Here is a 23,258-nt window from a genome sequence, read left to right on the forward strand (position 1 = left end):
TTTTACTTATTGCCTGTTATTGATTTTTTTGTTGAAGTACAGAAAGAAAATTACATTAAGCAAAATGCCTACCAGTGTGGAGGCAGGTGCCGCCAGGCCGATTTTTGTCAGGCTGGCATCAGGCTGAATGCTCATATAATATGACATTGGAAGACGCACCAGAAGTGTCTGGAACAATCCCTGAAACATAACCCACAAGGTCTGATTATTTCCGTTAAAATAACCAACCATACTAAACATAATTGCTGTTAAAATTGTTTCAGGTGCGAAGCCCTTCAAATACTCAAAGCCTTTCTGGATAACTGCTGCATCAGTTGAGAACAGGCTGGCAAGTATATCACCCTTCAATAGAATCAGAACAAAAACCAGACATCCGAATAGCAGTCCGACTCCGATTCCGGTGAACATAGAATGCTTTGCACGCTTTGGCTTTCCTGCGCCTACGTTCTGGGAAACGAAGGATGCCATGGACTGCATCAGTGCGCTTGGAATCAGCATGGCAAAGTTTACAATTTTGCAGGCAACCCCATATCCGGAGGAGGCTTCCAGCCCCAATCTGTTTACAAATGCACAAAGTGCCAGGAAGGACATCTGGGTAAGAAATTCCTGGAGAGCCAGAGGCAGTCCGATTCCCAGAAATCGTTTACATTGGGAATTAAAACGGAAGTCGGATTTTTGGATGGAAAAGGGCAGCTCCTTTTTCAGCAGGATGACGATTGCACATACTACACTGACCGCCTGGGCGAAAACGGTTGCGAGAGCTGCACCGGCGGCATCCAGATGAAGCCCTGCAACCAGAAATAAATCTCCGAAAATATTTACAATACAGGCTACCAGAACAAATAAAAGCGGCGATTTACTGTCACCAAGCCCGCGGAAAATAGCAGAAAGCAGGTTATAGGCAACAATGAAGAAAATACCGCTTCCACAGATTCTTACATAGCTTGTGGTAAGTGAAACAGCCTCCTCAGGAGCCTGCATAAGCACGGAAATAGGGTGGGCGAAAGCAATCATTACAATAAAAAGTATGGCAGAAATGACAGCAAAAACAACTGCAGCACCGCCAATGACAGAGCCAATCCGTTCCGGCTTTTTTTCGCCAAGATAGCGGGCTATGAGGACTGTGATTCCCATAGCAAACTGTGTTACCACAAAAGTCACAAGGTTCAATACCTGACTGCCGGTAGAAACAGCAGACAGTCCGGATGTAGAGCCGAAGCGTCCAACTACCAGAAGGTCTACTGCACCATATGCTGCCTGCAGTATAAGGGCACCAAGAATCGGCAGCATAAAAAGGGCAAGCTTTTTCAGAATGCTTCCCTGTGTAAAATCATTTTTTTCATTTGTCAAGGTCAATTCTCCTTTCACACATAATCTTATAAAATTTCTCCATGGTCCGGATGGTACATAGAATGTCCTCCTCTGGAATACTGTCTACATAACCGGATAGAATAGTAAAGTACTGTTTGTTGTACTTCTCTGAAAGGGCTTTTCCGGCTTCTGTAACAGTCAGATAGGTAATCCGGCCGTCCTCTGCAGATGCAAGCTTTTTCACATAGCCTTTGGCTTCCATGTCCTTCACTGTACGGGTTACACCGGGACGTGGGAGGGAAAGAGCGTCACTTACATCGGATATCTTCACTCGAATACCCTGTTTTTCCAGTTTTTCAATGATATCCAGATATTGAATAAAAGAAGATGCAACTCCATCTGGCAGAGGCGGCAGCATATCCCGGATTCGCTTGCCCTGATAACAGGCATCCATCATCCGCTTGATAAGTTCAATGTCCATAGGTCTTTCTCCTTACAAAAAAATAATTACCACAGTTAATTAACGATGGTAATTATAATAAGAGGATAAAATTTTGTCAAGAAAAATGTGTAATTACATGCTTGGGCGAAATTTACTGGGACTCATTCCTAATCCGTGTTTTGTTTTAACTTGATTTTAAACAGTCAAACTGAATGGATAAATTCCTTCACATAAAATAGTGCAGCCCCAATCGCTGGCGTATACTGCCCATGAGTTCCCACAAGAAGCTGTTCTTTTTCCAGTTCAAAAGGAGTCATGGAATTAATCTGTTCCAACAGATAATCGGTGTCTTCTTCTGTAAAATAAGGTGCAAGATATCCACTGATAATGATGGGTGCATCAATAACCAGATTCAGGTTTTTCATTGCAAAAGCCAGATGTTTCAGATAATCCTCCCAGATTTGTATAAGCTGGGGGGATTTTTTTTCTCTTAAAAGAGGAAAAAATTCCTTTATAGTCATGCCGCTGGCCTGTTCCAAGGAGTTGGCAGAGCAATAGGTTTCCAGACAGCCCCGGTTTCCGCAGTAGCAAAGCGGTCCGTCAGGGTTGACGCATATATGCTCGATTGTTCCGCTGTGCATAGAACATCCCTGGTGAATCTGGTGATTGGTGATAATGGCACCGCCAAGATTTCGATTCAATAAAAAAACAACAGCACTGTCAAGCTCCGGATGATTCCATAATTCCAGAAAAGCAGCTGATTTGGAGTCATGCTCCAGATGGCAGGGATAGGGCAGATGCCTGGAAAAATCCTTCAGACGCATACCGGTGTTGTTCATAATGTTTCCGTAAATAACAGTGGTATTGTCCGGGGAGGTGATTCCCTGGGTAGCAATGGAAACACCAAGAATTTTGTCTTCCGGATACTGGTTTTTTTCAATAAAGTCCTTGACTTTGTCAGTGATCTGCTGGTAATACGCAGCTGTGTTTGAGTAGGTAAGCGGAATTGTATCCGTATAGACCGTGTTTCCGTACAGATCAATGGCGGTGATATGAAACATATTTTTTAATATTCCAACACCAATGGAAATTCTGAAATCCGAAACAATCTGAATGGCATTGGCCTTTCGTCCTCCGGTGGAATCAAAGTAACCATTTTTCTCAATCAGCCCTTCATTTTCCAGAAGATTTAAATTCTGGCTGACAGTAGACAGACCCATCTGCAGATCTTGAACGATCTGTAGCTTTGAGGTCAGTTTGCTCCGGTAAATGTATTGGTAAATTTTGGAACGGTTTATTTTCTTTAAAGCAATGGTGGTTAATCCTTTTTCACTCATGATGGTCTCCTGGTTATGTCTTTAGTACAACATAAGGTTAGTGACTGCTAATAAATATTCAAATAGGTAATGTTACTGTCCATTGGTAACAAAGCTTGTATTGCAGACTATGAAGTGAACAATAATCATGTAATCTTTACTTTATCAGATAATGTTAAGTCTTACTTGCATTTTAGTATAGAACAGTTAAAAAAGCAATAAGCAGAAAATTACTGGTAAAACCATACAAAAATTAGAAACAAAAATTAGAATTTCTGTCAATGGATTTTTGAAAAGAAAAGATATATACTCAACTTGCAATTAAGACATACACATAAGTTAAAACAAAAAGAAACATAAAGAACAACAAAACAGATTGGGATTGAGAATCAGATCTGTACAATAAGAAAATTAGGGAGGAACAGAACATGAAATTAACATTAAACGGAATCAAAGAGCATGAAGCATGGGAAAATGCAGGAATTCAGCTTCCAGGTTATGATGTGGAGAAAATATCTGCCAAAGCGAAAGAAGCTCCGGTATGGGTACATTTTGGAATCGGCAATATTTTCCGTGTATTTATCGGTGGTATTGCAGACGGACTTCTGGAAGAGGGAATTCTGGACAGAGGAATCACCTGTGTGGAGACCTTTGACTATGATGTAGTGGATAAGATTTATGAACCATATGACAATCTTGGATTAAATGTAATCCTTCATGGAGACGGAACCCGTGAATATAAGGTTCTGGGCGCTCTGGCAGAAGCTGTAAAAGCTCAGTCTTCAGAACTGGCTCAGTGGAACCGTCTGAAAGAAATTTTTACCAGTAAATCCCTTCAGATGGTATCCTTTACCATCACGGAAAAAGGATATGCATTACATAAAGCTGACGGAACCTGGTTACCATTTGTACAGGCTGATATCCAGAATGGTCCGGATAAGGCCACAGGTGCCATGGCAGTTCTGGTGGCAATGCTCTACGAGAGATATAAAGCAGGCGAATATCCGATCGCTCTTGTATCCATGGACAATTGCTCCCAGAATGGTGCGAAGCTTCGTGAGTCTGTGCTGACTATGACAGAAGAATGGAAGAAAGCCGGATTTGTAGATGATGGATTTATAAGCTATGTAAGTGATGAGAAAGTGGTTGCTTTCCCATGGACCATGATCGATAAGATCACACCTCGTCCCAGTGAGCAGATTGCAGCTGACCTTGAGAAGCTTGGCGTAGAAAGCATGCAGCCTGTTATCACAAGCAAGAAAACATACATTGCACCATTTGTAAATGCTGAGAAACCACAGTATCTTGTAATCGAGGACAGTTTTCCCAATGGACGTCCTGCTCTGGAAAAAGGCTTCGGCGTATACATGGCAGACAGAAATACAGTAAACCTTTCTGAGCGGATGAAAGTAACGGTATGTCTGAATCCGGTTCATTCTGCAACTGGTCCTCTTGGCGTGGTTCTTGGATATGACCTTTTTGCCCATATGCTGAATACAAATGAAGACATGATGAAAATGGCACGTATGGTAGCCTATGGTGAGGGTCTTCCGGTAGTTGCTGATCCTGGAATCCTTTCCCCACAGGCATTTGTGGATGAGCTTTTTAACGATCGTTTTCCAAATGAATACCTTGGCGATACCAACCTTCGTCTTGCTGTGGATGTATCCCAGATGGTTGGAATCCGTTTTGGAGAGACTGTAAAGGCATATGTGAAGAGATTCGGGAATGCATCTAAGCTCACAGCAATTCCTCTTGGAATCGCGGGCTGGTTAAGATATATGCTGGCAGTGGATGATGCAGGGAATAAATACGAACTGGCACCAGATCCGATGAATGAAGAGCTTCAGGAACAGTTGAAAGATATTGTTACTGGAAAGCCTGAGACCTTTAAAGATCAGCTGAAGCCGATCCTTTCTAACGAGCGTTTGTTTTTCACAGATCTTTATAAAGCTGGTGTGGGAGAGAAGATTGAGAACATGTTCAGGGAAATGATCGCAGGGCCGGGAGTTGTGAGAGCTACAATTCATAAATATGTTACAGCGTAATAAATTTATCTGGGATGCACTATGCTGATAAGTCCCGAATATAGGATAGCAAAAATGCGGGTGTTGTTATCTGTTTAACTGTAGACTATTGAATGAGAAATTTGGGGAGGAAATACAAAATGACAGAACCGGTATTTGTGGCAGAGTCAGCCAGACTGCTGATCGCGGCAGGGACAGGAATTATATTGCTTCTGCTTCTTATCATTAAATTTAAGATTCATCCGATTTTATCACTGCTGATTTCAGCATTGGTTATTGGGCTTGGAGCCGGAATGCCGGTTCCAACCCTGGTAAGTACAGTGGAAAAAGGTGCGGGGGATACCTTGCAGGGAATTGTCCTATTAATTGGACTTGGCTCTTTGTTTGGAGGAATCCTGGAAGTATCAGGAGGTGCACAATGTGTTGCCCAGACTTTGATCAATAAATTCGGTGAGAAAAAATCTGGAATTGCATTGGGAATCACAGGGCTGGTAGTTGGTACAACCGTATTCTTTGAGGCTGGCGTGGTGATTCTCATTCCACTGGCATTCGGACTTGCAAAAAAGACAAAGAAATCTACTTTATATTATGTGATCCCTCTTCTGGCTGGACTTGCCACAGGCTTTGCATTTATTCCGCCATCAGCAGGCTCTGTCCTGGTGGCAAATATGCTGAACGTGGATCTTGGCATTATGATCGCAGTAGGTGTGCCTGTTGGAATTTTGTCACTGATTTTTGCAGGTATTTTATGGTCAAAATTTATCGGAAGTAAAATTGATGCAGGACTTCCTTCAAATATTCAGGAAGTTCGGGAAGCCGAAGAAGGAAATCTTCCGAAGTTTTCTACAGTGTTATGTATTATCCTTGTACCATTGGTACTGATTTTGTGTAACACACTTTCAACTTATATTCCTGGTATTGCTCCGGCGAGACCAGTGCTGGAATTTCTGGGAACTCCATTTGTAGCGCTGATCATTGCTGTGTTGTGTGCCATGTACTTCCTTGGAAAAAAACAGGGATATGATGGAGAGCAGTTAAAGAAAATTCTGGATCGTTCCCTGCGCCCTACAGGACAAATCCTACTGGTAATTACTGGCGGCGGAATTGTCCGCTGGGTGCTTCAGGACTGCGGAATGGGAAATATTATTGGACCAGCCCTTGAAAAAAGCGGACTTCCGTTAGTATTGATTGCTTTTCTCATTGCAGCACTGATCCGCTCGTCCGTTGGAGCTGCTGTGGTAGCCATGACAATGGCAGCTGGAATCATGGCCGCTATGCCTGGAGTAGCAGGACTGTCACCACTTTATCTGGCTGCCATGGTCTGTGCCATCAACGGAGGAGCAACTGCTTTCAGTCATGTAAATGATTCAGGCTTCTGGCTGGTCAGTTCCCTTCTTGAGATTGATGAGAAAACGACTTTGAAATCCTGGACCATGATGGAAACCATTATTGGAATTACAGGTCTGGTCTGTGCTATTGTGATTAGTCTGTTTGCGTAGGAGTGTGAAAGCGATGAAAATAAAAGTAACATTGGGAACTATGCAGAATGCAAGTAAATTGGTCAGTATTGCAGAATCAATTTCCTGCGATGTGGATCTTTGTTATGGACGCTATATTGTGGACGCGAAATCCATGCTTGGAGTCTTAAGCTTGCCGGATTTTGCATATGGAGAATTGCAGATTCCAGTTGAGACGGAAGTGGAAAAGAGGCGGATTTTAGAAAAACTGGCTGAAGCCGGGCTGTTATATGAGAAAAAAAGGAGGAGAAATAATGTTAAGGAAGCAGTTAAATGGAATTCAGCATGTGGGAATTCCTACAAATGATATAGAAACAACCGTTGAATTTTATAGAAGGCTTGGATTCGAGGTCGCTTTGCAAACTGTCAACGAGGAAGCAAATGAGAAAGTTGCATTCCTCAAGCTGAATAATCTGGTAATTGAGACATATGAGAATAAAGCTGCTAAAATGGAATCAGGCGCTATAGATCACGTTGCAATTGATGTAAAAGACATCGAAAAAGTATATGAACTGATCAACCATGCTGGTTTAAATACCACCAGGGATACGATCCATTTTTTACCATTCTGGGAAAACGGAGTCAGATTTTTCACAATTAAGGGACCGAATAAGGAAAAGATAGAGTTTAGCCAGTATCTGTGATACCCCGGCGGGAACATTCAATTACCCATCCGTAAATCAAGTAGGAAAATACAGAAAGAAGGCATATGCCATCACACTTGGAGTAGTCGGTGTGATGGCATTTTGATTTACGAGGGAGTCTTATATTCAAATTGTCCAAATGAGTACAACATAATTTTCCCTGTCGATTACGCCTACGCTAGAGCCTGTTTGAAAAATAAAAGTTGCACAAAACATATATTCTAATACCCATTTTCATGTTAGAATAAAGAAAAAGGGGTGTTAATTATGTTGAGACGATACGAATTAACTGATGAAGAATGGAACTGTATAGCTCCATTACTGCCGCCTGAAAATTCCGGAAAACAGGGACGCCCCCAAAAGTGCAGCCGGACAATTCTGAATGGAATTGTTTGGATTGCTCGTAGCGGAGCTCCATGGCGAGACCTTCCAGAACGTTATGGTTCCTGGCAAACTGTTTATTCCCATTTCCGTAAATGGATTGAAGACGGCACCCTTGATAATATTTTTCGTGTTTTGAGCTTAGAAGCCGAATTAACAGAACTGTCAATTGACGCTTCTATTGTCAAAGCTCATCAGCATAGTGCTGGAGCAAAAAAAGGGGGCCACCAAACGAAATCGGACACAGCCGTGGTGGAGCCAGCACAAAAATCCATGCAGTTGTACATGCATACGGTTATCCGGTTTATTTTATGATCAGTGAAGGGCAGCGTAACGATATCAATTACGCAATCCCTTTGCTGGATCATGTCAATCCCAATGGAAGTAATGTATTGGCAGATCGTGGATACGACTGTAGCAATCTAATTGATTATATCTATGCCCATGGAGGAGAACCAACGATTCCTTCTAGAAAAGGTGCTAAATTTGAACGCCATTGCGATTGGTGGCTTTACAAAGAGAGACATTTGGTAGAAAATTATTTTCTCAAATTGAAAGCATATCGTCGAATTGCCACCCGCTATGATAAGCTGGCTTTAACTTTCTTGGGATTTATATGTATCGCTTCAATATTAATTTGGTTAAAATGAACAACTTACAATGTTTTTCAAACAGGCTCTAGCAGTTGAAATACTACATGACAAAATAGAAATGAATAAAAGTAGGTGACAAAAGTTATGATTGACGATCCCTTTTCAGATTTACTGAAAACAAACAAGCGCAAAGAAAATATCTCCAAATTAAACGATGATCTTGCCTATGAGATTCTTTCCGTGGTGGAGGAAATTCCGGCGGGGAGAGTGGCAACCTATGGACAGATCGCGAAGCTGATCGGGCGGGAGAAGAATTCCAGATTGGTGGCGAGAGTGTTGTCACATGCAGAGAACTATGGGAAGTTTCCCTGCCATCGGGTGGTGAACCATATGGGGAGGCTGGCGCCGGGGTGGACAGAGCAGGAGTGGCTGCTGAAAGGGGAAGGAGTTACTCTGAAAGAAAATGGTTGTGTAGATTTGAAGAAATATTTGTGGGAATGTTGATTTTAGAAAGGGTGTATAACGATAAAGAAAAATCTAAAACGAATACGGAATATATTTTTATGGTTTTTACTTATTGTAGTACTGGTAAATGTTTTTGCGCCGCTGTATTGCAGGAAGCCAGATGAAAAATTTGCGGAAACGCTGAAACAGACAGAATTTACTTCCGATACGCCAGGGGGCGAACGGATCCGCTGTATTGATGACAATGAAGAGGCACTTTTGTGGAGACTGCGGATGATTGGAGCAGCGAAGAAGAGTATTGTTCTGGCAACCTTTGATCTGCGGGCAGATGAAAGCGGAACAGATCTTCTTGCAGCATTGGATCACGCTGCTGAAAAAGGTGTGGAAATCAAGCTCTTAATTGACGGAATTTACCAGCAGTTGTTCTTGAATGGAAGCAAGGAATTTCAGGCACTTGCGTCGCGGGAAAATGTGGAGGTAGGTGTTTACAACCCGGTGAGCCCGGTTGGCTTATTTAAGCTCAATTACCGTATGCATGATAAATATGTGATTGTGGATGACAAAATGTATCTGCTTGGTGGCCGCAACAGCAATGATATTTTCCTTGGAGATTATACCACAGATATCAATGTGGATCGGGATATTCTGGTATGCGATACAACAAACGGCAAAGGTGAATCCTTGCAGGACCTGGAAGCATATTTTCAGCAGATTTGGAATGAAGGTTGCGTGAAAATAAAGGGGGGAAGAAAAAAGAATAGTTCGGAAATTTCTGTGTTAGAAGAAGCAGCAGACGACAGTGAGGGTTCAGAAAGTAATTTGAAAAACTCTGATATTGTGAATGGAAAATCGAATGCTGAAAATGAGATAACAGACGAGACAGAGGAAAAGCTTTCAAAGTACGAAAAACAGTACCAGTCTTTAGAAATGCGTTACGCTTCCCTGAAAGAAAAATACACCGATATTGAAGATTACAGCTCCTGGCAGGAGGATACCATTCCGGCGAATAAAATTACGCTTGTCAACAACGGAACCCATGCAGGTCCAAAAACGCCCCTGGTACTTCAGACAATCCGCTATCTGGCGCAGAACGCAGAAAATGTAACGATCCAGACCCCATATGTGATCTGCAACGGATACATGTACGACACTTTAAATGAGATCGCGTCCCATGCCCAGTTAAAGATCATTCTTAACGCAGTAGAGAAAGGCTCCAACCCCTGGGGATGCACCGACTACCTGAATCAGAAAAAGAAAATTCTGAATACCGGTGCCGATGTCTATGAGCTGATGAACGAGGTTCCAGTTCACACCAAAGCAGTCCTGCTTGATGACCGACTCTCTATCGTTGGATCCTATAACCTGGACATGAGAAGTACTTATCTGGATACGGAATTAATGCTTGTTATCGACAGCAAAGAACTGAATCAGCAGATTCAGTTCACGGAAGGTACTTACATAGAAAAAAGTAAAGAAGTTCTGTCAAACGGACAGGAGACCGAAGGAGCACAGTACGAAACGAAAGAGCTGAACTGGCAGAAGAAGCTGTTCTATGGAGTATTAAGAATTATAATAAGACCATTGCGCCAGTTACTGTAATTTATAGCGTGTTGATTCTTTTGAGACGGCTTTTGCCGTCTCTCTTTTTCTATTTGTCCACAGAAAAATGACAGCTATGTAAAGAAATGGAAAGAAACCTGAAAAAATCAGGTGAAAAATCAGGTAAATAGCAAAATAGGAATTGATTTTTTGTATAAAAGCAGTTAGAATGACCTGTGGGAATAAAATATATTCCCACAAAATCTAAGAACAAAGGCAGGTGAACAGAATGGATAGTTGCGATTCTCATGGGCGAAGTAGTTGCATAGGATGGAAAAACGAAATGACAGATGAGCATCGCGCACATTCTGTTCTTCTTTTCATGTAAAAGGCGCATTGCGCTTAAGAACACTGTTTCATTTCTTTTTTCTATCCTATGAGTTCTTCAGAAGAATCCAATATTCCCTAGAACCTGTTTGAAAAAGCATTTCCGCAATCTGCGCTCCATTTTGCAGTATATTTTACCCGAATTCGGTTGCCGTAGCCCACTATGGTGCCCTCATTCTGGTAAAATCTCCCACAAATTGTGACGTACATCTTGCAGAAAACCTTTTTCAAACACGCTCAAAGAACAGAAAAGCTATACGCTTATATTCTGTTTAAATACGGATTTTACTGTCCGTAAAAATGGACTTTGTATAAGTCTGTCAAAAATACATAAGATAAACACCTGGAAATGGTGAACTGTCTTATTGTCAGATTGGAGAAAGTAGGATGGAGAAAAGAGTGCAGGACTACACCCAGGATATTCTGGCTGTAGTAAGAAGTAATACCTCTCCGGCAGCTATGAGCGATAAGCTGGGAGATTTTCATGCCAATGACATTGCAGATGCAATGCCGAGGCTGACTGTTCAGGAACGCTGCAAACTGTACCGTATTCTGGACCTGAATATGCTGTCCGATGTTTTTGAGTATACGGACTCAGATAATGCAGCAGAATATGTGAAAGAGATGGATGTGAAAAAAGGTGCAGCCATTCTTTCACGTATGGAGACCGATGCCCTTGTAGAGGTTCTTCATAAGATTGATAAAGCCAAAAAGAAATTGCTGTTCGAATTAATGGACGATGATGTCCGCCACGATATTGAGATGATTGCTTCCTTTGATGAGGATGAAATCGGCAGCCGCATGACGACCAATTGCATTATCATTCGTGAGAACCTGACTGTGAAGCAGGCTATGAACAGCCTTGTAGAACAGGCTGCTAAGAACGATAATATTTCCACAATCTTTGTGGTAACCGAGTCACAGAAATTTTACGGAGCCATTGATCTGAAAGACCTGATCATTGCAAGACAGGATAAATCCCTGGAAGATCTGGTGGCAACCTCTTACCCATATGTATATGCCGAAGAGGATATTGACGACTGTATCGAAGAACTGAAAGCGTATTCCGAGGATTCCATCCCCGTGCTGGATAATGACAACCGCCTTTTAGGTGTTATCACATCTTCCAATATCATCGACCTGGTTGATGATGAAATGGGAGAGGATTACGCCATGCTGGCAGGTCTTACCGCAGAGGAAGATCTGAAGGAGCCGCTGAAAGAGAGTATGAAGAAACGTATGCCATGGCTGATCGTTCTTCTTGGTCTTGGAATGGTTGTATCCTCTGTAGTTGGTGTCTTTGAGAACGTAGTTACCCAGCTTCCCATCATCATGGCCTTCCAGTCCCTTATATTGGATATGGCCGGAAACGTCGGTACGCAGTCCCTGGCTGTTACCATCCGTGTCCTGATGGATGAGTCCCTCACCGGCAAGCAGAAGCTGGAACTTGTATTTAAAGAAATGCGGATTGGTCTTTGCAATGGTGCGTTGCTTGGTATATTGTCCTTTGTACTCATTGGACTTTACATTTACTTATTTAAAGGAAAGACTTTGGTATTTGCATACGCCGTATCCGGCTGCATCGGAGTTGCCCTGCTCCTTGCAATGCTGATCTCCAGTGCCGTAGGTACCTGTATCCCTCTGTTTTTCAAAAAAGTAGGCGTAGACCCAGCCGTAGCCTCTGGTCCATTGATCACCACCGTCAACGACCTTGTTGCTGTTGTGACATATTATGGACTTGGCTGGGTATTCCTCATCGGAATCCTTCACCTGGCAGGTTAATAAGATTGTATATTGAAAGCTCTTTAGGAAGTCAATAAAAATTCCTAAAGGGCTTTTTTATGGTTAAAAAGTTCTTCAGGAGGGACGCATTGAATAACTTTCAACACATTAAATAGCAATATAACCGCAGAAAGAAGCACCGCAACACCCCACAGCGAAATTTGACAAACTCCAAGGAAAAAAGTAAAATACTAATAACTATGCAGAAACATGCATACTACAGATTTTTTCAAAAAGAAATTATAATAAAAATACGAAGAAGCGAGGATGGACCGAAATGAATACATGGGAAGCAAACATTCGTAAAGTAGTACCTTATACACCCGGCGAGCAGCCCAATCAGCCGGACATGATCAAGCTGAACACAAACGAGAACCCATATCCCCCTGCACCAGGCGTGGAGAAAGCATTACACGGGATTCAGCCAGATACCCTCCGCCTTTATCCGGATCCTACAGCTGGCGATCTGGTACATGCAATTGCCCGGAACTATGGACTGAAAGACGAGCAGGTTTTTGTAGGTGTTGGCTCAGATGATGTACTTGCCATGAGCTTCCTCACCTTCTTTAACTCAGATAAACCGATCCTTTTTCCAGATATCACCTATTCTTTCTATGACGTATGGGCGGATCTTTTCAGAATCCCATATGAATGTAAAGCTCTCGATGAGAACTTCTGTATCCGCAAAGAAGATTACTTCGGAGAAAACGGTGGAATTATTTTTCCGAACCCCAATGCACCTACAGGCGTGGAGCTGCCCCTCGGTGACATCGAGGAGATTCTCTTACACAACCGGGACGTCATTGTGATCGTAGATGAAGCATATGTAGATTTCGGAGCGAAATCAGCACTGGAGCTTATAGAGAAATATGACAATCTCCTGGTAGTTCAGACCTTCTCCAAATCCCGTTCCATGGCTGGAATGCGTATCGGCTTTGCGTGCGGCCATCCACAGCTGATCAGTTTTCTGAACGATGTAAAATATTCCTTCAATTCCTACACTATGGATCGTACCACTCTTGCAACCGGTGTGGCAGCTATCCAGGATAAGGCATATTTTACAGAAACCTGTGAGAAGATTATTGCTACCAGAGAATGGGCGAAGAAAGAACTGGCTGCCCTTGGTTTCACATTCCCGGATTCTAAGACCAACTTTATCTTTGCTTCTCACAAAAGCTGTCCGGCCAAAGAAATTTTTGAGGCCCTTCGTCAGGAGCATATTTATGTAAGATACTTCCCGAAGCCGAGGATTGACAATCATTTGCGGATCACGGTAGGGACTCAGGAAGAAATGGAGAAATTAATACATTTTCTGGAAAAATATCTAAAAAATCATAAATAAGTGAAAAATATCTGTTTGAACGAAAATTCTGTTCTGGTGATTTTTTAATACGCTCTGGAGCCTGTGTGAAAAATACTCCGGAACAGGAAGCTCAGAACGACAGGAGTAAATATGAAATATAAGAAATTATTGAAAAAAGCAGCTGTAAGTCTGTTACTTGCCCAGTCCCTGATTTTTACAGGCTTGCCCATTCAGGCAGCAGATATTGTCGGGCAGAGTATGGTCTGGACGGAAAGTGCGGAAATGGAAAGCGCAGGAGACGCTGTATCAGCTGTGTCTTCGGATGAGATGGCTGTGGAAGAGTCTTATGTGCAGGATGATTTTTCAGCAGGTGATGATCAGTCAGGGAGCGGAAGCACTTTAGACGATGACCGCCAGGCTGGCAATGGAAGTGCAGAAGGCGATGCCAGTCAGGCTGGCAATGGAAGTGCAGAAGGCGATGACAGCCAGGCTGGCAATGGAAGTACGGAAAACGATGCCGGTTGGTCAGGCAATGCCAGCTTCACAGGCATGACAGATGGAAATCCCTCCCAATCGGAAGACCTGTCAGACGGTTTCTCAGATGGTGGTACTGATGAACTTCAGGAACAATCTTCCGGTTTTGGCAGCATGGATCCGGATTCTGCCGAAGAAGAGAAAAGTGAAGATAATCTGACTGATGAGGAGATTGAGGCTCAGCTGGAGCCGATCCGTGAGCTGGAGCCCTTAAGCTATGTAGACCCGCCATCCGGCAGCGGGAACGGCGATATAGGAAGCGTAGGTGCTGCCAGAGCTGCGTCTTATCCTGCGAAATACGATCCCCGAAGCAGTCTTTCCATCCCGGTAAGGAATCAAAAGCCTTCCAATATGTGCTGGGCATACACATTGGCTGCCAACCTGGAAATCTCATTTTTGCAGGCAGGAGCTGGGCTGTTTGATCTGTCAGAAGAACATCTGGCATATTTCTTTGCCCACCGAATGAACGATCCTCTTGGAAATACAGCTAATGACAAAAACGAGGTTCTTCATTCCTACAGAGAGGGAGGAAATCAGACCCTGGCTGCTATTTTTCTGAGTACGTGGAGTGGTATGGCACTGGAGTCACAGATTCCTTATGAGACAAATGCAGATCATACCCTGGACTCTGACAAGGTGCCGTCCTCCCAAATGGCATACCAGACCACAGCATATCTGGAAAATGCAGCGTTTTCCTCTTATTCTGTAAATAACATTAAAAGTCTGATATCAGAATATGGATCTGTTTCCATGTCCTTTGGAATGTATGATACCTATTATAATCCGTATACGTATGCATACAGCTACCCGGGAAGTGCAGGCGTGAATCATGCAATAACCCTGATTGGATGGGATGACAATTATTCCAGGGAAAATTTCAATTCTGCCAGCAATGTTACTTCAAACGGGGCATGGATCGCCAGAAACAGCTGGGGAGATGACTGGGGAGAAGCCGGTTATTTTTATATTTCCTATGAGAATAAATGTAATTACAATATTGTAGCAGCAGAGGCCACCACCAGTCCGAAGTACCGGAACAACTATTTCTATGATGGTTCCAGTGCACTGAGCAAACTGAAGCTATATCCTTCCGGCAGCAGTGGGATTTCCTCCATTGCCAATGTTTTTCAGGCAAAAGCCGGAAATGGGAACGGAGAAGCCCTTGGAGAAGTGGTCCTGGCTACTTACACTGACGGAGGAAGCTACAGCATTCAGATCTATACAAATCTGAAGGATAAGAGCAATCCGGTAAGCGGAACTCCGGCCTATGCCAATCCGGTTACTTTTTATCAGAAACATGCCGGTATTTCCACAGTAGAAGTGCCAGAGGTAAATCTGATGAATGGAACCCTTTATTCGGTAGTGATCACCAATATCGGTTCCGATACAGTGGAATATCTGTGCGAGACCAACAGTGCTTATGACTGGGTGGAGTTTCAGGCTGGCCTGGAGGCGGATCAGAGCTTCTGTTATCATGAAAAAAATGGATGGAGTGATTTTTCCAAAACAAGTCCAAGTGCCTGTGCAAGAATTAAAGCTCACACAAGAACCTTGAGCAGTGCAGTGAATGTAACCAGACCTGCTTCCTTTCAGGCTGCGGCCCACACCTATAACCAGATCAGTCTGACCTGGAGTAAAGCAGCCGGAGTTTCCGGATATCAGATCTATAGAAAAATCTCCGGCGGAGAGTATCAGAAGGTAGAGACCGCCTCCTGGTCGGATACTTCCTGGACAGATACGAAAGTTCAGCCGGGAATTACATATACATACAAGATCCGTGCGTACAGTATGGTGAACGGTACTGCGAAATATTCCGATTATACCGCGGAAGCTGCGGCTAAGACAATGCTTGCCACTCCGTCTGTGTCGGTGAAGGTTTCTTCAGGACTTTACAATACAGTAAACTGGAATAAGATTTCCGGTGCAGCAGGCTATGTGGTTTACAGGAAAACATCCTCTGGAAAATGGACGAAGCTTGCAAACATAAAGAAAGCAGCTACTACATCCTACAAAGATAAAAAGATAAAATCAACTACCGTTTATGAGTATACAGTAAGAGCTTATTGTACTGTGGATAAGAAAACAGTGGCAAGCAGTTACAAGTCCAGTGGAAAGTATAAATCAGCACCCTCCAGGCAGACGGTCTCGTCGGTTTCCAATACGAAGAAAGGTCTGAAATTAAAGTGGAAGGCACAGAAGAAGTGTGATGGCTATTACATTTACAAGAAGACCGGAAGCGGAAAATATAAGCTGGCCGCTACTATTAAGAAGGGGAAAACTTCCACCTGGACAGACACGAAGGTGAAAAAAGGAAAGAAGTACCGTTATTATGTGCGTGCTTATGTAAAAGAGCCAAATGGTGTTGTAAAGGGAAAGTATAAAGCATCGGCGGCAGTTACAAGAAAGTAGGAAATCAATTACAGAAAAGAAATAGAATTTACAGTAAAGCATTGTAAAATAGAAGATAGTCTGCACATAGTAAAAACTATAAAGTTTTTTGCAGCAGGACAACCTTCGGATATGAAAAAAACGGAAGCCCATTACATGAGCTTCCGTTTTAACATTTCCGGATTAGATGAATATTTAAGTGCAGTTTCTTTTGTAATCTGGCGGTTTCGATAAAGCTCCAGCAGGCTGTTATCCATGGATTTCATGTCTGCCTGGGAGGAAGACGCAATCACACCGTCAATCTGATAAATCTTGTTGTCGCGGATCATATTTCGAATGGCAGGGGTAAGCCTCATGATCTCAAAAACCGGAATATTGTGTCCATTCACATCCGGCACCAGCTGTTGGGAAATAACAGTCTGCAGAACCATGGAAAGCTGAATGGCAATCTGATGCTGCTGGCTGGGCTCGAAAACATCCATAATACGGCTGATGGTATTGGCTGCTCCGGTAGTGTGAAGGCTGGAAAGAATCAGATGTCCGGTTTCAGCAGCAGTCATGGCAGTCTGGATAGTCTCGTGGTCACGCATTTCTCCAAGAAGGATCACATCCGGGCTCTGACGCAGGGTGGCACGCAGGGAAACCAGATAATTGGCAGTATCCGTACAGATCTCGCGTTGGCTGACAATGCATTTGTCATGTCTGTGCAGGTATTCCAAAGGGTCTTCCAGTGTGATGATATGTCCCTCACGGCTGTGATTGATCTTGTCGATGATACAAGCCATGGTGGTAGATTTTCCGCTTCCTGCAGGACCTGTGATCAGAACCATTCCCTTGGTAAGATCAGCGGCTTCCATAACAGCCGGAGGAATGTGCAGATCCTGCGGATCAGGCAGATCAAATGCAATAATACGGATGACAGCGGCAAGAGAACCACGCTGCCGGTATGTATTTACACGAAATCTTGAAAGACCCGGGATAGCCATGGAAAAGTCATCGTCACCGGTTTCCAGCATAGGCTCTATATTCCGGTCGTGAGCAAGCTTGTAAATGATCCGGATAAATTCATCTGTCTCCGGAGGCATGAGCCGTTCTTCAAAACCATCCAGCGTACAGAGCTTTCCGTCAATTTTTACAGAAAGGGGACGACCGGCAATAATAAATATATCAGAGGCTTTTTTCTGAGTGGCAAGCTCCAGAAAAGCCTTTACTTTTTCTTCCATAAAATTATTCTCCTTTGTAGACAGACTGGCTGTTGTCCGGATTCCAGTCTGCAGTTACAACCGTATTCCAGGAGAGGATCCCGGCGATATTGCTGCTGGTCATGTCCAATCCTGCATTATTCGTTACAGTACGGTTAGAGGCAACGATATCAGAGGCAACGATATCAGAGGCAACGATATCAGAGGCAACGATATCAGAGGCAACGATATCAGAGGCAATGGTATCAGAGGTAGCGGTATCAGAGGCAGCGGCATCAAAGGCTGTGGAATCAGCCGTACGATCAGTCCAGAATACAGAAACTTTCACAGCCAGACTCTGGGTGTCGGAAAATGCTCTCACATATTCAGCAGTATGTTCCTCTGAATCCCATTTTACATTCTCCTGTGAGTTCAGATGATCGGAGACGAGCTGGTAATATGCAGTCTCTGTTTTTGCTTGCTCCTGAAATTCTTCCAGTGTCTGAACCAGATCTGAATAAAAATCAGCTGCCTCACTGCAGGCATTATAATAGGCTGAGGTCTGCTCCAGGGAAAGGCTGCTGGCGCGAAGATCCTGCCTGGAAGTACCATAGCCCAGCAAGGACAGGATCACCAGCATAAGAACTCCAAAGATTAGAAAAAGGGAAGGAATTCCAGTTGCGGAAAAAAGATGATTCTTTTCTTTCATGAATTTGCTCCCTCCTTTGTGGAAAAAACTGGAAAGCGAATTGTCTGTGCATAAAGACTGGGTTCCTCATTTGCATTCTGGAGTTTTATAAAAGTGACCTGAACTTCTTTGACCTTGTCAGAAGCAGAGCAGACAAGCCTCATTTTATAAACCGCGCTTTCTTCGGAAGTATTCTGCCAGTGCTTGTCAAAATAATAGCAAATACTGTCCTGATCTGCAACTCCATCTGGCATCAGTGCCAGAAAATTTTGGACAGTGCCGTCAGTTCCTTCCAGAATTTCACCGGTACTGGTGATAAGCTCCTGGATATGAGAGTCCTCCCGGGCATGCACCCTTGCCATGTAGGAAGCCGCAAACAGTCTTACGCAAACACCGCAGGTCAGTCCCAAAAAAAGAAGGACAAATATCATTTCCATAAGAAAAAGCCCGGATTTGGAATGGGTAGTGATTTTTTTCATAAAAACTTCCTTTCAGCACATCATTCAGAAGTGACCTGCCCCAAATTCAGGAGCCTGCGAATCAGGCAGGAACCCCTGGATGAAGCAGAAAACTGGAACAATGTCCATCTGTGTCCGTTAATGTGATTCTGTAAAAAGTGTTTTCCAAAGTGTCAATTTGGAAATCCTGAAGCTGTGCAAGGTTGGTTCCCATGGAAAGATCGGCCTGGGAATCCGATGCTGTAAAAAGCTCTTTTAAGTGACTGCCATCAAAATAAATGTAAGTGCAGTAATCTTTACCCTCAATAGCTTCCTGAAAGCAAAGAACCTGTGTTCCATGAAGCACTGTAAGGGAGGTCATTCCGGGAATATCGTGCTGACGAAACTTGGTAGTGATGTAAGAGGCTGCTGTATAAAGGTTGTTATTAGTGTCTAGGCTTTTTACAGAGGCCTGATAGTTCCCGGCACCAAAAAGCATCAGAAATAGAAGAAACAGCACATACATTGCAAAAAGCAGCAGGGCTGCCAGTGAATCAATGCTGTGGTTCTTCCGGGTAAATCTGGAATTCATCTGGCACCTCCTTTTCTGGCATTTACCGGAAGTACGCTGATCGATGGCAGAAGATTGGATCCGTTTGGAACATATTCTACCACAAATTTCTCGGAGTCATAGGTAATATGGTAATCCGAAAGCAATTCATCCAGGCTCTGAGGATATTGGCCTGTGAGGGCGTAGGTGCGGATGGCACCTCCTTCAAGTGCCTGCGTTAAAGTAACCTGTTCTTTTTCCAGGGAATCAGTCTGTGTACGTGCAATTCCAAGATAGAAGATCAGGCAGAGGACTGCAGCGAACAGGATTGGAACAATAAAGCGGAAAATCCGCCTGATACGAATGAGTCTGGTTTCAAATATATCCATTTTCACTCTCCCTTACAGCTGTTATGCGATCATTTCAGATAACAGTCCCAGCAGCGGCATCATAACAGAAAGAAGGACCAGTCCTACAAGAATTGAAAGGACGATCACAATAGTAGGTTCCAAAATTGACACAATATGGGAAACAGAGTCTGTGGATTTCTCTTCATACTGCTCAGCCAGTTTTTCCATTACTTCGTCAGATGCACCAGCCTGAAAACCAAGGGAGATCAGACGAAGCTCCATAGCCTTAAAAAGTCCGGATTCCGTGATGGCTTCTGTAAATCCATATCCTTCAGCGAGCTGCTTCTGAATGGAAACAAGCTTTTCCCTAGTCTCAGTCTGGGAGACAACAGCGCCTGCCAGTTCCACACAAAGCTCAGGGGAAAGTCCGCTTCGGATTCCCAGGGAAATACATTGGCAAAGACGACTGTAATCCAGATTTACCGGAATTTCCTTCATGCCTGGAAAACGGCAGACGATTTTGCGGATCAGTTCCTGCCCCTTTGGGTGAAGAACCAGGAAAAGGATAAAGCCGATCATCGCGGCCAGAAGAACAAGGAAGGCAGTAGAATAGTGGCTAAGTGTTTCGCCGATTCCAAGAAGGGCACCGGAGATCCCGCTCATTTCCAGTCCAAGCTGGCGGAAAACCTGGCGGAAAACCGGGAGAACCTTTACAAGAAGAATTACAATAACTGCAGTCATCATGCCCAGCATAACAAGGGGATAGGCGACTGCACTCTGGATCTGGTCTGTGATCTGAATCTCCTTCGCATAGAAAGCAGACAGACCCTTCATAACCTCATCCAGACAGCCGGTCTCTTCGCCGGTGCGGACATAGGCAGCAGCAGAAGCAGGAAAAGCACCGGATTGTTCCATGGCGTGCGCCAGAGAGCCGGATTCCTCCATGTCTTTATAAAGAAAGGTCAAAATTTCTTTGCCCCGTTCTGTCTGGCTGTCGTCATTTAAGATGGCAAGTCCCTCAATGGCGGACATTCCGGAACGTAATATGATGGAAAACTGTTCACAGAATTGGAACAGCTCCCGATTGTTTAATTTGGTAATCATATAAAGTCCTCTCTGAAAAAACATCAGGCAGATCCTGAAAAAATCCATGAACCTGCGAGGCGTTTTTCGTTGTGCTATCGGGTAAACTGCAGCGTATAATTTGCGCTGTCACCGATATAGGAATTGATAAGCTCTTCATCTTCACTGTTGGCGGTAAAGGTTGGATCCATGCGGTTCCATTTCTCCCCGTCATAGGTAATTGCCTGTTCCACCCACCCTTTTCCACGTATGTAAACATCAATCCAGGCATGCTTGATGTCACCTGCATATCCGATCTGAAGCTTACAGGGAATATCCCGGCTTCGCAGCATTGCCGTCATCAGGGCAGCATAATCAAAACAGATTCCCTTTCCGGTAGAGAGGGTTTCGTCTATATCAGGAAGATAGCCGGTCTCAACGGTGGCTGCTTTGTCCTCGTCGTAGGTGACGTGCTGGGTTACATACTGGAAAACGGTGTCAATGCTTTCCTGTTCCGTGGCATCCTCTGCCAGAAGAGAAAGAGCCAGCTTGCAGGCTTCTGAGTCCGGGGTGAAATTTACATACTGGTTCGGATACAAAAACGGGAGAAATTCATTCTCCAGGGAAACCTCCAGGGCCTGGGCAAAAAGTGCAGCATACTGACTGCCGTTTACCTGCTCATAGCAGGATACCTGGTAGGTGCCGCTTCCGCTGGTAAAAGGAATGACAGCGCTTTCGCCGGAACTTACAAAATAAGAATAAACAACGCCGTCATCTGCGGAAAGCTGGATGTTTTTTGTGGTACCATTACTGTCACTAACAGCAGTCAGATATCCCTGGCTGATGTTGGAAATATCCAGTATCAGAGGTGAATATCCTATGGTGTCTGTCCCGGGGGCTTCCGGAACCAGAACCTTCAGCGGGGAAAAAACAGGCGGTTCTTCGCTGGAACCGGAGCTGCCGTTCTGACCGCAGCCTGTTGCAGGGAAAACTATTAGCAGGCAAAATAGAAACAAGCAAAGCGGAAGGGCTGAAATGCGTTTAGACATAGCGCCGCTCCTTTTTATAAGCTGATCATTCATTTTTAAACACGTTCCAGTGATTTTTGAAATTCGGGAAGATCGTACCATGCAGGTGGTTCCTTCATACGAACTACGAAATGGCACAGATCAGGACGGATCCTGGCTTCCAGGTATTCCATAGGACCAAGTGAACAGTGTGCCGTTCTGGTGTTGAAAAAAATAGGAGATCCAGGTTTAATGTTGAGAATCTGTGCATCAAGGAAATCTGCTGAGCTGATGTTGATGTGTTCTTCACCGGTTTCAAATTTAATTCCGTAGTGCTTCTGAATAAAGTAATAGAGATCTACAAGCTGTTCGCGGTAGGTATCTAAATCCGGGAAAAAATCGATACGGATATAATTTGTCTGAATTATCACAGGCTGTTCATTGGAGAAAACCACTCTTTGAAGGCGGAAGACTTCTGTTCCTTCATTAAGATCCAACGCCCTGGCAACCTGGCTGCTTGCAGGAATACGGTCAATCCAGGTTCCACTGATGGTCAGGGCAGCATCATCCGGAAACAGAGTGTGTATGTCTATTACGTTATGAAATTTTGAAAAATTGGTAAGCTCCCGTTCTTTGGGATTGATAACCTGTGTGCCGGCACCCTGCTTCACCTTTATGCGCTTGTCTTTAACCAGAAGGTCAATGGCATGCCGGACCGTTGTGCGGCTTACCGAAAACATTTTTCCAAGCTCATCTTCTGTGGGAAGATAGGAACCTATGGGATAAACATTATTATCTATATCGGATTTTAATTTGTTATAACATTTCTTGTATGCAGGAAGTTTTTCCATAATGTTTCCTTTCAAAATAAGGTTGTTTAGTAACCTATAGTATATATGTATCAAACAAATAAGTCAAACGATAATTGGAAAAAACAGAATTTCTTATACAAAATGCATAAAAACAGGCGAAGTATCTTGTCAAATAAAACACTTTACTAAATATAAAAAACAATGTATAGTAATGTTTGCAAACATAATTATGAATTTTAAAAATAAATTAAAATAAAGGAGAAACATAATGATGAAAAAACAGGAATTTGTACCGCGAAAGATAAGCGAGAAACCACTGTATGAACTGAAATCAGTGGAAGATATTCCGGTATCAGAGCTGTATCAGGTTAAGATAAACGGAAAGGAACAGTGAGTATATCATACGGAATTTTTTGATTTTGTTTCTTTCTTGGATGAAAATGAAAAGGCAGAGGTAGAAGTTACAGTAAACGAACCATTTCAGAAGGCTGTTATCCGTCCTGCAGCTGCACAGATACCGTTCGAAGAAGAGGGGAACAAAA

Annotated in this window: 22 protein-coding genes and 2 pseudogenes; 12 read left to right on the plus strand and 12 right to left on the minus strand. The window is 43.5% G+C overall.

The features are described from left to right. Window positions 1-6: 6 nt before the first annotated feature. The 3 genes from AB5170_RS10800 to AB5170_RS10810 form a co-directional block, all read right to left on the minus strand. Window positions 7-1,350 (minus strand): MATE family efflux transporter, encoded by a 1,344-nt coding sequence (locus AB5170_RS10800; protein WP_368361375.1) that lies wholly within the window; start codon window positions 1,348-1,350, stop codon window positions 7-9. Next, a complete protein-coding gene (locus AB5170_RS10805) occupies window positions 1,340-1,792 on the minus strand; it encodes a MarR family winged helix-turn-helix transcriptional regulator (RefSeq protein ID WP_173773987.1) in 453 nt (150 codons plus the stop codon). The genes AB5170_RS10800 and AB5170_RS10805 overlap by 11 nt, the downstream gene beginning before the upstream one ends. Window positions 1,793-1,956: 164 nt before the next feature. Beyond that, window positions 1,957-3,090, minus strand: a complete 1,134-nt coding sequence (locus AB5170_RS10810) for an ROK family transcriptional regulator (RefSeq protein ID WP_173773986.1) — start codon at window positions 3,088-3,090, stop codon at window positions 1,957-1,959. A gap of 407 nt (window positions 3,091-3,497) precedes the next feature. On the opposite strand from AB5170_RS10810, the gene AB5170_RS10815 reads away from it, so the two are divergent. From AB5170_RS10815 to AB5170_RS10845, 7 genes and pseudogenes are all read left to right on the plus strand, one after another. Next, window positions 3,498-5,117, plus strand: a complete 1,620-nt coding sequence (locus tag AB5170_RS10815) for a mannitol dehydrogenase family protein (RefSeq protein WP_368361376.1) — start codon at window positions 3,498-3,500, stop codon at window positions 5,115-5,117. A gap of 119 nt (window positions 5,118-5,236) precedes the next feature. Continuing rightward, window positions 5,237-6,595, plus strand: a complete 1,359-nt coding sequence (locus AB5170_RS10820; protein ID WP_173773984.1) for a GntP family permease — start codon at window positions 5,237-5,239, stop codon at window positions 6,593-6,595. Between the two features lie 13 nt (window positions 6,596-6,608). Beyond that, window positions 6,609-6,920 (plus strand): HPr family phosphocarrier protein, encoded by a 312-nt coding sequence (locus AB5170_RS10825; RefSeq protein WP_173773983.1) that lies wholly within the window; start codon window positions 6,609-6,611, stop codon window positions 6,918-6,920. Further along, entirely contained in the window at window positions 6,868-7,257 is a 390-nt protein-coding gene (locus AB5170_RS10830) for a VOC family protein (RefSeq protein WP_148461055.1), read from the plus strand. Before AB5170_RS10825 ends, AB5170_RS10830 begins: the two co-directional genes overlap by 53 nt. 267 nt (window positions 7,258-7,524) lie before the next feature. Further along, a pseudogene (locus AB5170_RS10835) lies at window positions 7,525-8,288 on the plus strand (IS5 family transposase). A gap of 141 nt (window positions 8,289-8,429) precedes the next feature. After that, window positions 8,430-8,735 carry an MGMT family protein gene (locus AB5170_RS10840; RefSeq protein WP_325064547.1) on the plus strand — a complete coding sequence of 102 codons (306 nt, stop codon included), beginning with the start codon at window positions 8,430-8,432 and terminating at the stop codon, window positions 8,733-8,735. Between the two features lie 234 nt (window positions 8,736-8,969). Next, window positions 8,970-10,295 carry a phosphatidylserine/phosphatidylglycerophosphate/cardiolipin synthase family protein gene (locus AB5170_RS10845; RefSeq protein WP_233456082.1) on the plus strand — a complete coding sequence of 442 codons (1,326 nt, stop codon included), beginning with the start codon at window positions 8,970-8,972 and terminating at the stop codon, window positions 10,293-10,295. A 405-nt stretch (window positions 10,296-10,700) separates the two neighbouring features. On the opposite strand, the gene AB5170_RS10850 is transcribed toward AB5170_RS10845, so the two are convergent. Continuing rightward, window positions 10,701-10,832, minus strand: a complete 132-nt coding sequence (locus AB5170_RS10850) for a DUF6783 domain-containing protein (RefSeq protein ID WP_319017809.1) — start codon at window positions 10,830-10,832, stop codon at window positions 10,701-10,703. On the opposite strand from AB5170_RS10850, the pseudogene AB5170_RS10855 reads away from it, so the two are divergent. The 4 genes and pseudogenes from AB5170_RS10855 to AB5170_RS10870 form a co-directional block, all read left to right on the plus strand. Next, window positions 10,785-10,898, plus strand: a pseudogene (locus AB5170_RS10855) (DUF6783 domain-containing protein); the annotation flags it as partial. The gene AB5170_RS10850 and the pseudogene AB5170_RS10855 sit on opposite strands and share 48 nt — an antisense overlap. A 111-nt stretch (window positions 10,899-11,009) precedes the next feature. Further along, the gene (gene mgtE, locus AB5170_RS10860; RefSeq protein WP_118580463.1) at window positions 11,010-12,404 is read left to right on the plus strand and encodes a magnesium transporter; all 1,395 of its coding nucleotides are present in this window, start codon (window positions 11,010-11,012) and stop codon (window positions 12,402-12,404) included. A 277-nt stretch (window positions 12,405-12,681) separates the two neighbouring features. Further along, window positions 12,682-13,746 carry a histidinol-phosphate transaminase gene (hisC, locus tag AB5170_RS10865; RefSeq protein ID WP_173717893.1) on the plus strand — a complete coding sequence of 355 codons (1,065 nt, stop codon included), beginning with the start codon at window positions 12,682-12,684 and terminating at the stop codon, window positions 13,744-13,746. Window positions 13,747-13,857: 111 nt separating this feature from the next. Beyond that, the gene (locus tag AB5170_RS10870) at window positions 13,858-16,650 is read left to right on the plus strand and encodes a C1 family peptidase (RefSeq protein ID WP_368361377.1); all 2,793 of its coding nucleotides are present in this window, start codon (window positions 13,858-13,860) and stop codon (window positions 16,648-16,650) included. A gap of 131 nt (window positions 16,651-16,781) precedes the next feature. Here the strand turns inward: AB5170_RS10870 and AB5170_RS10875 are convergent, their stop codons facing one another. The 8 genes from AB5170_RS10875 to AB5170_RS10910 form a co-directional block, all read right to left on the minus strand. Then, window positions 16,782-17,852, minus strand: a complete 1,071-nt coding sequence (locus tag AB5170_RS10875) for a type IV pilus twitching motility protein PilT (RefSeq protein ID WP_173770369.1) — start codon at window positions 17,850-17,852, stop codon at window positions 16,782-16,784. Window positions 17,853-17,856: 4 nt separating this feature from the next. Then, on the minus strand, window positions 17,857-18,519 hold the full coding sequence (locus AB5170_RS10880) for a hypothetical protein (RefSeq protein ID WP_313719299.1): 663 nt from the start codon (window positions 18,517-18,519) through the stop codon (window positions 17,857-17,859). Continuing rightward, the gene (locus AB5170_RS10885) at window positions 18,516-18,977 is read right to left on the minus strand and encodes a hypothetical protein (RefSeq protein WP_173716507.1); all 462 of its coding nucleotides are present in this window, start codon (window positions 18,975-18,977) and stop codon (window positions 18,516-18,518) included. Before AB5170_RS10885 ends, AB5170_RS10880 begins: the two co-directional genes overlap by 4 nt. A gap of 61 nt (window positions 18,978-19,038) precedes the next feature. Beyond that, complete coding sequence (locus AB5170_RS10890; protein WP_195477844.1) at window positions 19,039-19,527, minus strand: DUF4860 domain-containing protein; 489 nt, start codon at window positions 19,525-19,527, stop codon at window positions 19,039-19,041. Continuing rightward, window positions 19,524-19,874, minus strand: a complete 351-nt coding sequence (locus AB5170_RS10895) for a hypothetical protein (protein WP_173773976.1) — start codon at window positions 19,872-19,874, stop codon at window positions 19,524-19,526. Before AB5170_RS10895 ends, AB5170_RS10890 begins: the two co-directional genes overlap by 4 nt. A 21-nt stretch (window positions 19,875-19,895) precedes the next feature. Further along, a complete protein-coding gene (locus AB5170_RS10900) occupies window positions 19,896-20,939 on the minus strand; it encodes a type II secretion system F family protein (protein ID WP_195477845.1) in 1,044 nt (347 codons plus the stop codon). A 74-nt stretch (window positions 20,940-21,013) separates the two neighbouring features. Beyond that, a complete protein-coding gene (locus AB5170_RS10905; protein WP_195379654.1) occupies window positions 21,014-21,946 on the minus strand; it encodes a transglutaminase family protein in 933 nt (310 codons plus the stop codon). A 35-nt stretch (window positions 21,947-21,981) separates the two neighbouring features. Then, entirely contained in the window at window positions 21,982-22,755 is a 774-nt protein-coding gene (locus tag AB5170_RS10910; protein WP_226814825.1) for a GntR family transcriptional regulator, read from the minus strand. Window positions 22,756-22,984: 229 nt separating this feature from the next. Between AB5170_RS10910 and AB5170_RS10915 the strand changes: the two genes are divergently transcribed. Beyond that, window positions 22,985-23,110 (plus strand): hypothetical protein, encoded by a 126-nt coding sequence (locus AB5170_RS10915; protein ID WP_264294914.1) that lies wholly within the window; start codon window positions 22,985-22,987, stop codon window positions 23,108-23,110. Window positions 23,111-23,258 lie beyond the last annotated feature (148 nt).

This window comes from Ruminococcus sp. RTP21484sp1_RTP21281st1_A8_RTP21281_210402 (assembly GCF_040914025.1).
GTDB lineage: Bacteria > Bacillota > Clostridia > Lachnospirales > Lachnospiraceae > Blautia_A > Blautia_A faecis.